The sequence below is a fragment of the Roseicyclus mahoneyensis genome, assembly GCF_003148775.1.
In the GTDB taxonomy this organism is placed as follows: domain Bacteria; phylum Pseudomonadota; class Alphaproteobacteria; order Rhodobacterales; family Rhodobacteraceae; genus Roseicyclus; species Roseicyclus mahoneyensis.
Window position 1 is genome coordinate 57304 of sequence record NZ_QGGW01000005.1, and the last position, 11930, is coordinate 69233.

Below are 11930 nucleotides of genomic sequence, written 5' to 3' on the forward strand. Positions count from 1 at the left end.
CATGTCCCGCACCAAAGGTGGCACAGTCACCCATCGCCGCCACAAGAAGGTTCTTGACGCGGCCAAAGGCTATTATGGCTCGCGCTCGCGCAATTTCCGCACTGCGACCCAGGCCGTCGACAAGGCAAACCAATACGCCACCCGCGACCGCAAGGTCCGCAAGCGGCAGTTCCGCGCGCTGTGGATCCAGCGGATCAACGCCGCCGTCCGCGCCTATGACGAAACGCTGACCTATTCGCGTTTCATCAACGGTCTGGCGCTGGCCGGCATCGAGGTGGACCGCAAGGTTCTGGCCGATCTGGCCATCCACGAGCCCGAGGCCTTCGGCGCCATCGTCGCGCAGGCGCGCGCCGCTCTCTGACGGGTGCGCAACGGTTGAAATGAAACCCCCGCCGGGCGATGGTCCGGCGGGGGGTTCTTTGTTCATGAGGCGTGCGCGTGACGAATTTCTTTACCGACTATCTCAAGACCACCGATGACCGGCTGCTGACCAAATGGACGCAGTATTTCGACACCTACACGCGCGAACTCACCCGGTTCCGGGCGCGCCCCGTCTCCTTCCTTGAAATCGGCGTCTTCAAGGGCGGCTCCATCCCGATGTGGAAGGCGTTCTTCGCGCCGGGCTCCCGCCTGACCTTCATCGACATCGACCCCGCCTGCGCCGCCTTGGCCGAACCGGGCACGACCGTCGCCATCGGCAATCAGGCCGACCCGGCCTTTCTGGCCGAGCTTGCCGCACAACACGGCCCCTTCGACGTCATCCTCGATGACGGCTCCCATGTCTGCGCCCACCAGATCGCCAGTTTCGAAAACCTCTGGCCCCATCTGGCCGAGGGCGGGCTTTACATGGTCGAGGATTGCCACACCTCCTACTGGCCCGGCTTCGGCGGCGGCTACCGCAACGAGGCAAGCTTCATCGAATATTCCAAGCGCCTGATCGACCGCATGCACAGTTGGTACACCGATCAGGACGATCTCTTTCCCTTCGACCCCATCGCCCGCGAACTGCATTCGGTCCGCACCTATGACAGCATCGTGGTGGCCGAAAAACGCACCAAGACCGAGCCGCCCACCACCGTCTACGCCCAGAACGGGCAGGTGCGCCTCTCGCGCCGCGCGCTGGAAATCCGGGGCCGCAAATCGGCCTTTGCGGGCAAGGACGGGACGTAGCCGCCCCGGACTTTGGGCAGCCTTGCAATCGTGGCCCTTGGTGATAGGTCAGGGCGCGGAATTGGCGGGCGAAAAGGGGCGCGGATCATGAACTTCGATCAGCTGAAATCGGATTGGCTGGGGCGCATCGGGGCGGCCACGGATGAGGCAGCGCTTGAGGACCTGCGCGTCGCAGCCCTTGGCAAGAAGGGCGAGATCAGCCTGAAAATGCGTGAGCTTGGTGGCATGTCGGCCGAGGAACGGCAGGTCGCAGGCCCCGCCCTGAACGCCCTCAAGGACGAGGTGACGACCGCCATCGCCGCCAAAAAAGCCGCCCTTGGCGATGCCGCGCTGGATGAGCGTCTGCGCGCCGAATGGCTCGACGTGACGCTGCCCGCGCGCCACCGCCGTGAGGGCACCATCCACCCCGTGTCCCAGGTGACGGAGGAGGTCACCGCCATCTTCGCCGACATGGGCTTTTCCGTCGCCGAAGGCCCGCAGATCGAAACCGATTGGTATAATTTCGACGCGCTGAACATCCCCGGCCACCACCCCGCGCGCGCCGAGATGGATACGTTCTACACCCACCGCGCCCCCGGCGACGACCGCCCGCCGCATGTGCTGCGCACCCACACCTCGCCCGTCCAGATCCGCTACATGGAGGCGCATGGCGCCCCCGTCCGCATCATCGCGCCGGGCCGCGTTTACCGTGCCGATTACGACCAGACCCATACGCCCATGTTCCATCAGGTCGAGGGGCTGGCGATCGACCGCGATATCTCCATGGCGAACCTGAAATGGGTGCTGGAGGCGTTTTTCACCGCCTATTTCGGCACCTCGGTCAAGACCCGCTTCCGCGCGTCCCATTTCCCCTTCACCGAACCCTCGGCCGAGGTCGATATCCAGTGTTCCTTCGAGGGCGGCACGGTGAAGGTCGGCGAAGGCGACGATTGGCTGGAGGTTCTGGGCTCGGGTATGGTGCACCCCAAGGTCTTGCAGGCGGCGGGGGTGGACCCGTCAGAGTGGCAAGGCTTTGCCTTTGGCATGGGCATCGACCGGATCGCGATGCTGAAATACGGGATCCCGGATTTGCGGGCGTTCTTCGAGTCGGATCTGCGGTGGCTCAGGCACTATGGGTTCGGGGCGTTGCAGGTGCCGGCGGTGCATAGCGGGGTTTGAGGATGCGAGTCTATTCACTTGCCTTTGCTTTGTCGGGGTTTGGAGTAGTTGCGGCAGCCCAAGAGAGCTTGCCACTTGGGCAATTCCTTAGGGATGTCGACCAATCACCTGTTCGGTTTTCTGGCGATCTTGCCTATGGGTTTCGAGAGGACGAGTATCTCTTATTCTACCAAGGCGAGGCATTCCCGGTCCTAATGGATGCAGGTCGGGAACTCCGATCACAGGTCGAGGAGCGGTGTCGCTACGACACTGTCTTGTCTGAGGGCAATGTCTGTCGAGTAGCGGGCGAAGGGACGATCGAGATAAGGGCGGGCCGCATTTTCGTCAGCCTTTCAAGCTTGGATACTTTTTTCGAGTAAGCAAGCACGACGGGTTTCCCCCTCTCGGCCCGCCGCATGGTGGGAAGGAAAGCAACCATACATCCCCGCCCCGCCCGAATAGCGCCGAAGGCGCCGGGCGAGCGCCTGCCCGCCCCCCGGGCTGGCGCTGTGGTGACGTCGGCGCGGCGATCCGGGGTCGCCCTGACCTGACGCCATAAACCGCAGACCCCCATCGGTGCAGCGCCATCCCGCGGGCAGGCGCTCGCCCGGCTTGGCATGGGTGGATGGCGGGATGGTGCGCCGTGAGGGGCGCACCCTACGGCGTGGTTTCGGTAGGGTGTGCCTTCAGGCGCACCAATGCCCCCACCGACACCACCCCCCCCAACCTCACCCCCGCAACTCCCCCCGCGCCCGCGCCAGACCGATCTGCCGCTGCCGCTCCCGGAACCGCTCCCTGTCCACCTCAGAATACTCGTCCACACACAGGTGGCACCGCACGCCCTCCTCGAACTCGGGCCGCGCGCGATCCTCCGGCAAAATCGGCCGCCGACAGGCCCGGCACAGCTCATGCTCCAGCGTGCGCAGCCCGTGCCCCACGGCCACCCGCTCGTCAAAGACGAAACAGCCGCCCTGCCACAGGCTGCCCTCCTCCGGCACTTCCTCCAGATATTTCAAGATGCCGCCCTTGAGGTGATAGACCTCCTCCACCCCTTGCGCCTTGAGGAAGGCCGTGGATTTCTCGCAACGGATGCCGCCGGTGCAGAACATCGCGATCCGCTTGTTGTGGAACCGCTCGCGGTTGGCCTCCCACCACGCCGGGAAATCGCGGAAACTCTCCGTCCCGGGGTCCACCGCGCCCTGAAACGTGCCGATGGCGACCTCGTAGTCGTTGCGCGTGTCGATCACCGCCACATCGGGCGCGGAAATCAGCGCGTTCCAATCTGCAGGCGCGACATAGCTGCCCACAAGGCTCAGCGGGTCCGTCCCCGGCACGCCCATGGTCACGATCTCGCGCTTGATCCGCACCTTCATGCGGCCAAAGGGCATCGCGTCGGCAGGGCTTTCCTTCCACTCCAGATCGGCGCAGTCGGGCAGGGCGCGGATATGCGCCAGCACCGCATCCACCCCCGCCCGCGTCCCCGCGATGGTCCCGTTGATCCCCTCGCGCGCCAGCAACAGCGTGCCGCGCACGCCCTCGGCCTCGCACAGCGCCAGCAGCGCGCCGCGCAAGCACGCGGGGTCGGGGAAGTCGGTGAATTTGTAAAGCGCCGCCACGATCATCATGCGCGGCCAGATACGCCGTTGCGCCCCCCGCCTCAAGGCGTAGGCTGGTCGCACCACCCAAGACCGGAGGCCCCCATGCCCGACGCCACCCACGCCCTTCTCGTCATCGACGTGCAAAACGATTTCTGCCCCGGCGGCGCGCTGGCCGTGCCCGAGGGCGACAGCATCATCCCCGGCATTAACGCGCTGATGGATGATTTCGCCGCCGTCATCCTGACGCAGGACTGGCACCCGTCGGATCACCTGTCCTTCGCCAGCCAGCATCCCGGAAAGGCCCCGATGGACCTGACCCAGATGCCCTACGGCCCGCAGGTGCTCTGGCCCGACCATTGCGTGCAAGGGACTGCGGGGGCAGCCTTTCACCCCGCGCTCAGGACGGATCGCGCCGACCTGATCCTGCGCAAGGGGTTCCGCCGCCCCATCGACAGCTACTCCGCCTTTTTCGAGAATGACAAAACCACGCCGACCGGCCTCGACGGCTATCTGCGCACGCGCGGCATCACCGCTCTGACGCTGACAGGCCTCGCCACCGATTTTTGCGTGACCTACTCCGCCGTCGACGCCGTAAGGCTGGGCTTTGCGGTAACGGTGCGCCAAGACCTGTGCCGCGCCATCGACTTCGACGGATCACTGGCCGCCGCCCAAGACGGCATGGCGCAAGCAGGCGTCAGGCTCGCTTGACGCCGCTCATTCGGCAGGAACGACGCCCCGGTCCGCCCCGGCCCGGTTCAGCAGCGCATCCGCCGCCACGATCCCCACCACGATCGCGCCAAAGGCGATCAAGGCCGAAATCCCCAGCGTCGGCAGCCCGGCGAGCCCCGCACCCAGGGTGCACCCGCCCGCCAGCACGCCGCCCACGCCCATCAGCGCCGCGCCACCAAGGCTGCGCCCCATCTGTCCCGCGCTCTCGAAACTCTCCCACCGGAACCGCCGCGAGACCAGCGCCGCGACCAGCGCACCCGCCAGAACGCCGCCCACCAGCCCCGCCCCAAAGCCCGGCGTGGTGACCTGCGCGGCAACCCCCCAAAACAGCGCCTCGGCCCATGGGCCCGTGAAGGCCAGTCCTTCAAGCGGTATGGCGTCGAATTCGTCGTACAGCACGAAGCCCGTGCCAACCCATGCCAGCGGCACCAACGCCCCGATCAGCGCGCCCCCTGCCAGCAGCCATACGGAACCCCGCGCTCGCAGCACGACCAGCGCCGCCAGTGCCCCGATCACTGCCGCCCACAGCCAGCCTGCACCGGGCAGGTCCCCGCCCAAGGGCACCGTCACCGACCCCAGCGCCATCCGCACAGGCGCCAGCGCGCCTTGCAGCGTCGCATGGGCGGCCATCGCCGCGACCAAAATAGCCACCAGCGCCCGCAGATTGCCGCTGGCCGACAGCACCGTCAGCCGCGACAGGCAGCCTCGCGCCAGAACCGTGCCCAAGCCGAACATCAACCCGCCCAGCACGACGCCTAGCACCGGCACCGCGGTCGCCTGAAATCTGTGCGCCTCGAAAGAGACAAACCCCATCGCCACCGCACCCTGCGTCCCGATCACCGCCACCAGCAAGGCCATGGCCCAGACGCCGCGCGCTTCCGCCCGCTCGGTCTCCGGCCCGATCAGTGCCCGACGCAGACAGAACCGGGTCAACATCGCCAGCGCGCCAAAGGCCAGACCCAACGCAAGGCCGAACCACAAGGACGCGGTGCGGGGTGTCATCTCGAGGCCAAGGGTTTCGAACATCGCGGGGTCTCCTGTCCCGGCCGGGCATCGGCCATCGCGCGGAGCTAGCCCCCCATGCAGGCGGGTTCAAGCGCGTTACCGGGAACAATCAGGTGGGTTTTGGCTATGAAAAGGAACATGTGTTTCAACCACCGATGATTTTCCAACCAGTACCGGCGATCATGTTCCAATACGACGCCGCTGGTCCCTATTTTGCAGGCCTGATCAAACCGTCCCGCGCCAGAGCCAGACCTTGGTGCCGGAATGATCGACCGGCCCCACCGCCTCCAACCGCAGCCCGGTCGCCTGCGCAAGCCCCCTGTCACTGGTGATGATCCCGACCGCCCAGCCCGCAAACCGCGCCCGCAGCGTCGCGCCCAGAGCGCCGTAGACGGCAAAGAGCAGCTTCCGCTCGCCGATCCGCGCGCCATAGGGCGGGTTCGTCAAGACGATCCCCGGCGCCAGCCCCTCGGGCGGCATCAGATCACTGACCGCCTGCCGCTCGAACCGGCACAGCGCGTCCACCCCCGCCCGCCCGGCATTGCCGCGCGCGCCCCGGATCGCCCCGTCGTCGCGGTCAAACCCGAAAAACCGCGCCCCTTCATCTTTCCCCAAATATGCCGGGGAGCGCGAGGGGCAGGGCCCCTCGCTCCCGCCCCCCACCATCTGCGCAAAGGCAAATTCCCGCGACCGCCCCGGCACAAGACCCATGGCCATCTCGGCCGCCTCCAGCACAATCGTGCCCGACCCGCACATCGGATCGACCACGGCTTGCGTCCCGTCGAACCCCATCTGCCACAAGAACCCCGCCGCCATCGTCTCGCGCAAAGGCGCCTTGCCGACAAAGGTCTTGTGCCCGCGCCGGTGCAACGGCTCGCCGCTCGTATCCAGCGACACGGTGCACAGGTCATCCTCGATCCGCGCCTTCACCACCACGGCACCATCCGCCGCCACGGGGATGCCTGCCGCCGTGATCGCCCCCGCGATGCGCTGGACGGCCGCCTTGTCATGGTAGATCTTCGAGCGGTGGCAACTCGCCTCGACCCTCACCGGCACATCGGCGCGCAGCCATTCGCCCCAGCCCACCTTGCGCGCCCGTTTGTCGAGCTGCGCCAGATGCATCGCCCGGAATTCTGCGACCCGCCACAGCACCCGCACCGCACAGCGCAGGACGCGATTGGCGCGCACGGCCTCGGCCAACCCGCCCATCACCTCGACACCGCCCGGCACCTGACGCACGCCCAAAAACCCCGTCCGCGTGGCCTCATCGGCCAGTGGCGCCTCCAGCCCCGGCACGGCGACCAGAAACACGACGCCCGGCTCCGTCACCGGGCCGGGCGCATCATCGGCCATGGGAAAAGCCCTCAGTCCTTGGCCCGCTCGACGTAGGTGGAATCCTCGGTGTTCACCACCACGCGGGTGCCCACGCCGATATGCGGCGGCACCATCACGCGCACGCCATTGTCGGCCATCGCCGGCTTGTAGGAGGACGATGCCGTCTGCCCCTTGACCACCGGCTCCGTCTCCATGATCTCGACCGTCACCTTCTGTGGCAGCTCGATGGCGATGGCCACGCCATTATGCACTGACAGATGCACCGACATGCCGTCTTGCAGCCAGACCTTGCTGTCGCCGACCACATCTTCGGTGACGGTGATCTGCTCGTAGCTTTGCGGCTCCATGAAATGGTAGCCTTCGCCATCTGCATAGAGGAAGTTGAAAACGCTGTCCTCCACATGGGCGCGCATCACGCCTTCGGTGGTTTTCCAGCGTTCGCTGACCTTGGTTCCGTTGTCGATCCGGCGCATGTCCACCTGGGTCACGGGCGTGCCTTTGCCGGGGTGGAAATTCTCAGCCTTGAGGATGACGTAGAGAACGCCGTCCATGTCGACGACATTGCCCTTGCGAAGCTGGGACGCGATGACTTTCATGAGTGCCTCCGGTAAGACGTCGCTTGAGGGCCTGCCGCCCCCGCGTTAGAGGCAGCCGTTACCGCATCCGCCGCGAAAGGGCCAGCCATGACATGGTGGAACCGCGATAGCCACGCTGACCGCCGCCCGGTGCTGCTGGCCCGAAACAAGATCGTCACGGCCATCCGCCGCTGGTTCGAGGATCAGGGCTTCACCGAGGTCGATCCGGCCTATCTGGTCATATCGCCGGGCAACGAGACGCATCTGCACGCCTTCGAGACCGTGGCGATGGATGACGGCCTGACGCCGCGCACCCGCTACCTGCACACCTCGCCCGAGTTCGCGATGAAGAAACTGCTCGCGGCGGGCGAGGACAAGATCTTCACCCTCTCCCGCGTCTGGCGCAACCGCGAAGGGGGCCCGCGCCATGCCGTCGAATTCACCATGCTGGAATGGTATCGCGCCCATGCCCCTTACGAGGTGCTGATGGACGATTGCGCCGCCCTGATGCAGGTGGCCGCCACCGCCGCTTGCGTCACCGAATTCCGCCACCGAGAAACCACCTGCGACCCCTTCGCCGCGCCGCACCGCACCACGCTTGCAGCCGAGTTCGCCCGCCACGGCATCGACCTCCTGTCAACGCTGAACAGCCCCAAACCCGACACCGCCGCCCTTGCTGCGCAATTGCCGAACGCCGGCGTCGCCCCCGGCGCGGACGACAGCTGGTCCGACCTCTTCTCCCGCGTGCTGACCGCCCGGATCGAGCCCGCCCTTGGCCCCGGCCCCGTCATCCTCGACGCTTATCCCGCGCCCGAGGCCGCACTCGCCCGTCGCAATCCGGCCGACCCCCGCACCGCTGAACGCTTCGAGCTTTTCGCCTGCGGGGTGGAGCTTGCCAATGCCTTCGGCGAACTCACCGACGCGCGCGAACAGCGCGCCCGCTTCACCGCCGACATGGACCTGAAACAGACGATCTACGGCACCCGCTACCCGCTCGACGAAGACCTGCTGGCAGCCCTCCAGCACATGCCCCCCGCCTGCGGTTGCGCGCTTGGCCTCGACCGCCTCGTCATGCTGGCCACAGGCGCCCCCCGCCTGTGCGACGTACAATGGACACCGCCTGCCTAGACAACCGCCCGCCCCCTTGCTCTAACCTGCCCCTACGAAGAGGAGCCGCACATGGTCGACGTCAAACCGGAGGTTTGCTGATGGTGGACATCGCCACCCGCGTCCATAACCACAAGTGGAAGATCGACCCGATCGTCCGCTCGCTGATCGACACCGATTTCTACAAGCTGCTGATGTGCCAGTCGGTGTTCCGCAACAAGCCAGACACCACCGTCACCTTTTCCCTCATCAACCGCACCACGCGTATCCCGCTCGCCAGTCTGATCGACGAGGGGGAACTCCGCGAACAACTCGACCACATCCGCACCCTCCGCCTCCGCCGCGGCGAGTCCACCTGGATGCGCGGCAACACCTTCTACGGCAAGCGCCAGATGTTCCGCCCCGATTTCATGGACTGGTTCGAGAACCTGCAACTCCCGCCCTACCACCTCGACCGCATCGGCGACCAATACGAACTGACCTTCGAAGGCAAATGGCCCGAGGTCATGCTGTGGGAAATCCCCGCCCTCGCCGTCCTCATGGAACTGCGCGGCCGCGCCGTCCTGCGCCACATGGGCCGCTTCGAGCTTCAGGTGCTCTACGCCCGCGCCATGACCAAGCTCTGGGAAAAGATCGAACGCCTGCAACCGCTCGACGGCCTCAGGATCGCCGATTTCGGCACCCGCCGCCGCCATTCCTTTCTCTGGCAGGATTGGGCCGTCCAAGCGATGAGCGAGGGCCTCGGCTCCGCCTTCCCCGGCACCTCCAACTGCCTGATCGCCAAGAACCGCGACCTCGAAGCCATCGGCACCAACGCCCACGAACTGCCCATGGTCTACGCGGCCCTTGCCGACAGCGACGATACCCTCGCCCGCGCCCCCTATGACGTGCTGTCGGACTGGCACGAGGAACATGACGGCAACCTGCGCATCATCTTGCCCGACACCTATGGCACGGCCGGTTTCCTGTCCCGCGCCCCCGACTGGCTGGCGGGCTGGACCGGCATGCGCATCGACAGCGGTGACCCCGAGGCCGGGGCCGAGACCGCCATCCGCTGGTGGCAGGAGCGGGGAGAGGACCCGCGCGAGAAACTCCTGATCTTTTCCGACGGCCTCGACGTCGACAAGATCGTGGCGCTGCACCACCGCTTTTCAGGCCGCGTCCGCGTGTCCTTTGGCTGGGGCACGCTTTTGACCAATGATTTCCGCGGTCTGGTGGAGGGCGACGCGCTTGCGCCCTTCTCGCTCGTCTGCAAGGCTGTGGCGGCGAACGGTCGGCCCACGGTCAAGCTCTCCGACAACCCCGAGAAGGCGATGGGGCCGGAGGCGGAGATCGCCCGCTACAAGCGGGTGTTTGGGGTGGGGGAGCAGGAACGGGTGGAGGTGGTGGTTTAGGGCCTTTTCACCAACTAATCTACCTTTGATAACAAGTCGTTTATCCCTCTCAGGCGCCTCAATAGATAACTTGTTTCCCAAGCGTCAACAGCGCTGAGATTTCCATGAGCAATGGAATTCCTAACTTGAAGACAGTAATTGAGAACCTCAGTGTCTATGGGCTTTATTTTGTCTGATTCCCTTAAGGACCTTATAATCTCTGAAATGGAGTACCGCCGGTTTGGTCGTTGATCGTCAGCCAGTTTTGATCTTGCTGTAGCCTCAAATCTCGACCATTCCTCAATCATCTCTAGGTATACCAACCTAGACATTAATCGATGTGATACCCGTTGCGCTTCTTCTGCTTTCGAGAGTTCTCTTTGTGAATAGAGCCAGCTCACAAAGAACGATGCAACGGAAAGCGTAAGTCCGCCAATTCCAACGAGAAGAGCTATGCGCTCTTCACGAGACCAGTCCAATTCAAAAAATAAGAATATAATCGCGCCTGAAAAAGCCATCAGCCCGAGCCCAGCGTACGCTTGCATGACGAGTCTCAAGAGCCGCCGCCGGACTAGGCTAACAGAAACTTGCGCCTCCATCCCCAAGATCTGATCGGCGCGTGCTTCGATGCGATCTCTATCTTTGCTTTCCATCACATTATTCCCACAGAATTGTCACGGTAACAAAAACAAGCGTTGCTGCGCCAAAAATAGTCATCAGTATAGCATAAGAGGGATCAGATAATTTGGAAACCTCAAAAAACACCCCCAAAAGAAGCGGCAGAATCGATGCGGCGATCCTTCGAAATTGCGCCCATTTTGTTCGTTTTGCTGGCCTGAGGGTCTTTCGGACGATAATTGCGGCATCGTCAACTATTGTTGCGGTAATTTCCGCATTGTTATTTCTTGAATTCTGGGCGGCTTCAATTCTTTCAGCCTCCGAGATTATGTCAGCTATGAATTCCTCAGCATGATGGTCTAGTCTTTGTTTTGCATGGGTTGAGAAAGCATCAAGGTTTCGATTGGCTATCATTTGATCAACCATACAAAAAATGCACCCGTCTCGAAGCATTACGTGCTACTTTGCATTTCGATCTGCCTACAAGCAAGCTTAGAGTGGGCTTCCACTCTGCTACGCCGCACAAAACCCACACCCTACACCGCGCCCCGTAGCAACCGTAGGGTGGGGTTCCACCCCACCATGGTGGGCAAAATGCCCACCCTACATCCCATCCCGTAGGCCGGGCTTCAGCCCGGCACCGTAGAGAGGCTGCAACCCACCATCCCCGCCAACCACCCGCGCACACGGTGGCTTCCCCCACCCTACCCCCGCCCCACATCCATCCGCTGGTGCAACACCCGCACCACCGTCACCGCCGCCGCATCTTCCCGGAAAAACACCACATGGCTGCCCACCAGCGCCCGCCGCAGCCCCGGCCCGACCTCCTCCGCGCGGCGGGACGCCGTCGCGCCGGTGGCAAGCCCCTCGATGCGTCGCGTCAGGTCGGCGTCATACTTGAGCGCCTGTTGAAGGCCCCATTGCTCCAACGTGTAGGCCCAGATGCCGTCAAGGTCCGCGTCGGCTTCCGGCCGGTAGACGACATCCTTCACTCGGCGGCGTTCCGGGCATGGTATTCGGCGAGTCGTTTGGCCCGCCGTTCCTCCCAATCAATCGGATAGGCCGGTCCGCTCGCCTCCCCCTCCGCGATCAATTCCTTGAGCCGCGCCAGCTTCGCCTCTTCCTCTTCCAGCAGGCGCAGCCCGGCCCGGATCACCTCGCTGGCCGAGCCGTAGCGCCCTTCGCGCACCATCTCGTCGATGAAGCCGCTGAAATGATCCCCAAGGGATACCGATGTGTTGCGCGCCATGACATGCCTCCGCCGTGATGTACCAATAATTGGT

14 protein-coding genes are annotated in these 11930 nt (G+C 64.5%); 6 read left to right on the top strand and 8 right to left on the bottom strand.

What is annotated here, in order from left to right; genetic code table 11:
* Nucleotide 1: 1 nt before the first annotated feature.
* From rplT to pheS, 3 genes are all read left to right on the top strand, one after another.
* Complete coding sequence (gene rplT, locus C7455_RS11335) at nt 2–361, top strand: 50S ribosomal protein L20 (protein ID WP_109668318.1); 360 nt, start codon at nt 2–4, stop codon at nt 359–361.
* A gap of 77 nt (nt 362–438) precedes the next feature.
* Nucleotides 439–1170 carry a class I SAM-dependent methyltransferase gene (locus C7455_RS11340; RefSeq protein ID WP_109668667.1) on the top strand — a complete coding sequence of 244 codons (732 nt, stop codon included), beginning with the start codon at nt 439–441 and terminating at the stop codon, nt 1168–1170.
* An 87-nt stretch (nt 1171–1257) separates the two neighbouring features.
* Nucleotides 1258–2328 carry a phenylalanine--tRNA ligase subunit alpha gene (pheS, locus tag C7455_RS11345; RefSeq protein WP_109668320.1) on the top strand — a complete coding sequence of 357 codons (1071 nt, stop codon included), beginning with the start codon at nt 1258–1260 and terminating at the stop codon, nt 2326–2328.
* Nucleotides 2329–3035: 707 nt separating this feature from the next.
* Here the strand turns inward: pheS and trhO are convergent.
* The gene (gene trhO / locus C7455_RS11355; RefSeq protein WP_109668324.1) at nt 3036–3932 is read right to left on the bottom strand and encodes an oxygen-dependent tRNA uridine(34) hydroxylase TrhO; all 897 of its coding nucleotides are present in this window, start codon (nt 3930–3932) and stop codon (nt 3036–3038) included.
* Between the two features lie 75 nt (nt 3933–4007).
* On the opposite strand from trhO, the gene pncA reads away from it, so the two are divergent.
* Nucleotides 4008–4613, top strand: coding sequence for a bifunctional nicotinamidase/pyrazinamidase (gene pncA, locus C7455_RS11360; protein WP_109668326.1), 606 nt, complete (start codon nt 4008–4010; stop codon nt 4611–4613).
* A gap of 6 nt (nt 4614–4619) precedes the next feature.
* Here the strand turns inward: pncA and C7455_RS11365 are convergent, their stop codons facing one another.
* The 3 genes from C7455_RS11365 to efp form a co-directional block, all read right to left on the bottom strand.
* Nucleotides 4620–5660: a YeeE/YedE family protein gene (locus tag C7455_RS11365; protein WP_109668328.1), complete on the bottom strand. Its 1041-nt coding sequence runs from the start codon at nt 5658–5660 to the stop codon at nt 4620–4622.
* 204 nt (nt 5661–5864) lie between these two features.
* Nucleotides 5865–6992 carry a THUMP domain-containing class I SAM-dependent RNA methyltransferase gene (locus C7455_RS11370; protein WP_109668330.1) on the bottom strand — a complete coding sequence of 376 codons (1128 nt, stop codon included), beginning with the start codon at nt 6990–6992 and terminating at the stop codon, nt 5865–5867.
* An 11-nt stretch (nt 6993–7003) separates the two neighbouring features.
* Entirely contained in the window at nt 7004–7570 is a 567-nt protein-coding gene (gene efp, locus C7455_RS11375) for an elongation factor P (protein WP_109668332.1), read from the bottom strand.
* An 87-nt stretch (nt 7571–7657) separates the two neighbouring features.
* Here efp and epmA point away from each other — a divergent pair, with 87 nt between their 5' ends.
* Both epmA and pncB read left to right on the top strand, forming a co-directional pair.
* Complete coding sequence (gene epmA / locus C7455_RS11380) at nt 7658–8677, top strand: EF-P lysine aminoacylase EpmA (RefSeq protein WP_109668334.1); 1020 nt, start codon at nt 7658–7660, stop codon at nt 8675–8677.
* Between the two features lie 83 nt (nt 8678–8760).
* Entirely contained in the window at nt 8761–10050 is a 1290-nt protein-coding gene (gene pncB / locus C7455_RS11385) for a nicotinate phosphoribosyltransferase (protein WP_109668669.1), read from the top strand.
* Nucleotides 10051–10064: 14 nt separating this feature from the next.
* Here pncB and C7455_RS19925 read toward each other — a convergent pair whose 3' ends face one another.
* From C7455_RS19925 to C7455_RS11395, 4 genes are all read right to left on the bottom strand, one after another.
* A complete protein-coding gene (locus C7455_RS19925) occupies nt 10065–10682 on the bottom strand; it encodes a hypothetical protein (protein WP_146199991.1) in 618 nt (205 codons plus the stop codon).
* Between the two features lie 4 nt (nt 10683–10686).
* Nucleotides 10687–11073 carry a hypothetical protein gene (locus C7455_RS19930; RefSeq protein WP_146199992.1) on the bottom strand — a complete coding sequence of 129 codons (387 nt, stop codon included), beginning with the start codon at nt 11071–11073 and terminating at the stop codon, nt 10687–10689.
* A gap of 278 nt (nt 11074–11351) precedes the next feature.
* The gene (locus C7455_RS11390; protein WP_109668335.1) at nt 11352–11639 is read right to left on the bottom strand and encodes a type II toxin-antitoxin system RelE/ParE family toxin; all 288 of its coding nucleotides are present in this window, start codon (nt 11637–11639) and stop codon (nt 11352–11354) included.
* A complete protein-coding gene (locus C7455_RS11395) occupies nt 11636–11896 on the bottom strand; it encodes a type II toxin-antitoxin system ParD family antitoxin (RefSeq protein WP_109668337.1) in 261 nt (86 codons plus the stop codon). Before C7455_RS11395 ends, C7455_RS11390 begins: the two co-directional genes overlap by 4 nt.
* Between the last annotated feature and the right edge of the window lie 34 nt (nt 11897–11930).

Coding starts and splice junctions, on each gene's coding strand:
- rplT (WP_109668318.1), top strand. CDS start 2: ATGTCCCGCACCAAAGGTGGCACAGTCACCCATCGCCGCCACAAGAAG.
- pheS (WP_109668320.1), top strand. CDS start 1,258: ATGAACTTCGATCAGCTGAAATCGGATTGGCTGGGGCGCATCGGGGCG.
- trhO (WP_109668324.1), bottom strand. CDS start 3,932: ATGATGATCGTGGCGGCGCTTTACAAATTCACCGACTTCCCCGACCCC.
- pncA (WP_109668326.1), top strand. CDS start 4,008: ATGCCCGACGCCACCCACGCCCTTCTCGTCATCGACGTGCAAAACGAT.
- C7455_RS11365 (WP_109668328.1), bottom strand. CDS start 5,660: ATGTTCGAAACCCTTGGCCTCGAGATGACACCCCGCACCGCGTCCTTG.
- C7455_RS11370 (WP_109668330.1), bottom strand. CDS start 6,992: ATGGCCGATGATGCGCCCGGCCCGGTGACGGAGCCGGGCGTCGTGTTT.
- efp (WP_109668332.1), bottom strand. CDS start 7,570: ATGAAAGTCATCGCGTCCCAGCTTCGCAAGGGCAATGTCGTCGACATG.
- epmA (WP_109668334.1), top strand. CDS start 7,658: ATGACATGGTGGAACCGCGATAGCCACGCTGACCGCCGCCCGGTGCTG.
- C7455_RS19925 (WP_146199991.1), bottom strand. CDS start 10,682: ATGGAAAGCAAAGATAGAGATCGCATCGAAGCACGCGCCGATCAGATC.
- C7455_RS19930 (WP_146199992.1), bottom strand. CDS start 11,073: ATGGTTGATCAAATGATAGCCAATCGAAACCTTGATGCTTTCTCAACC.
- C7455_RS11395 (WP_109668337.1), bottom strand. CDS start 11,896: ATGGCGCGCAACACATCGGTATCCCTTGGGGATCATTTCAGCGGCTTC.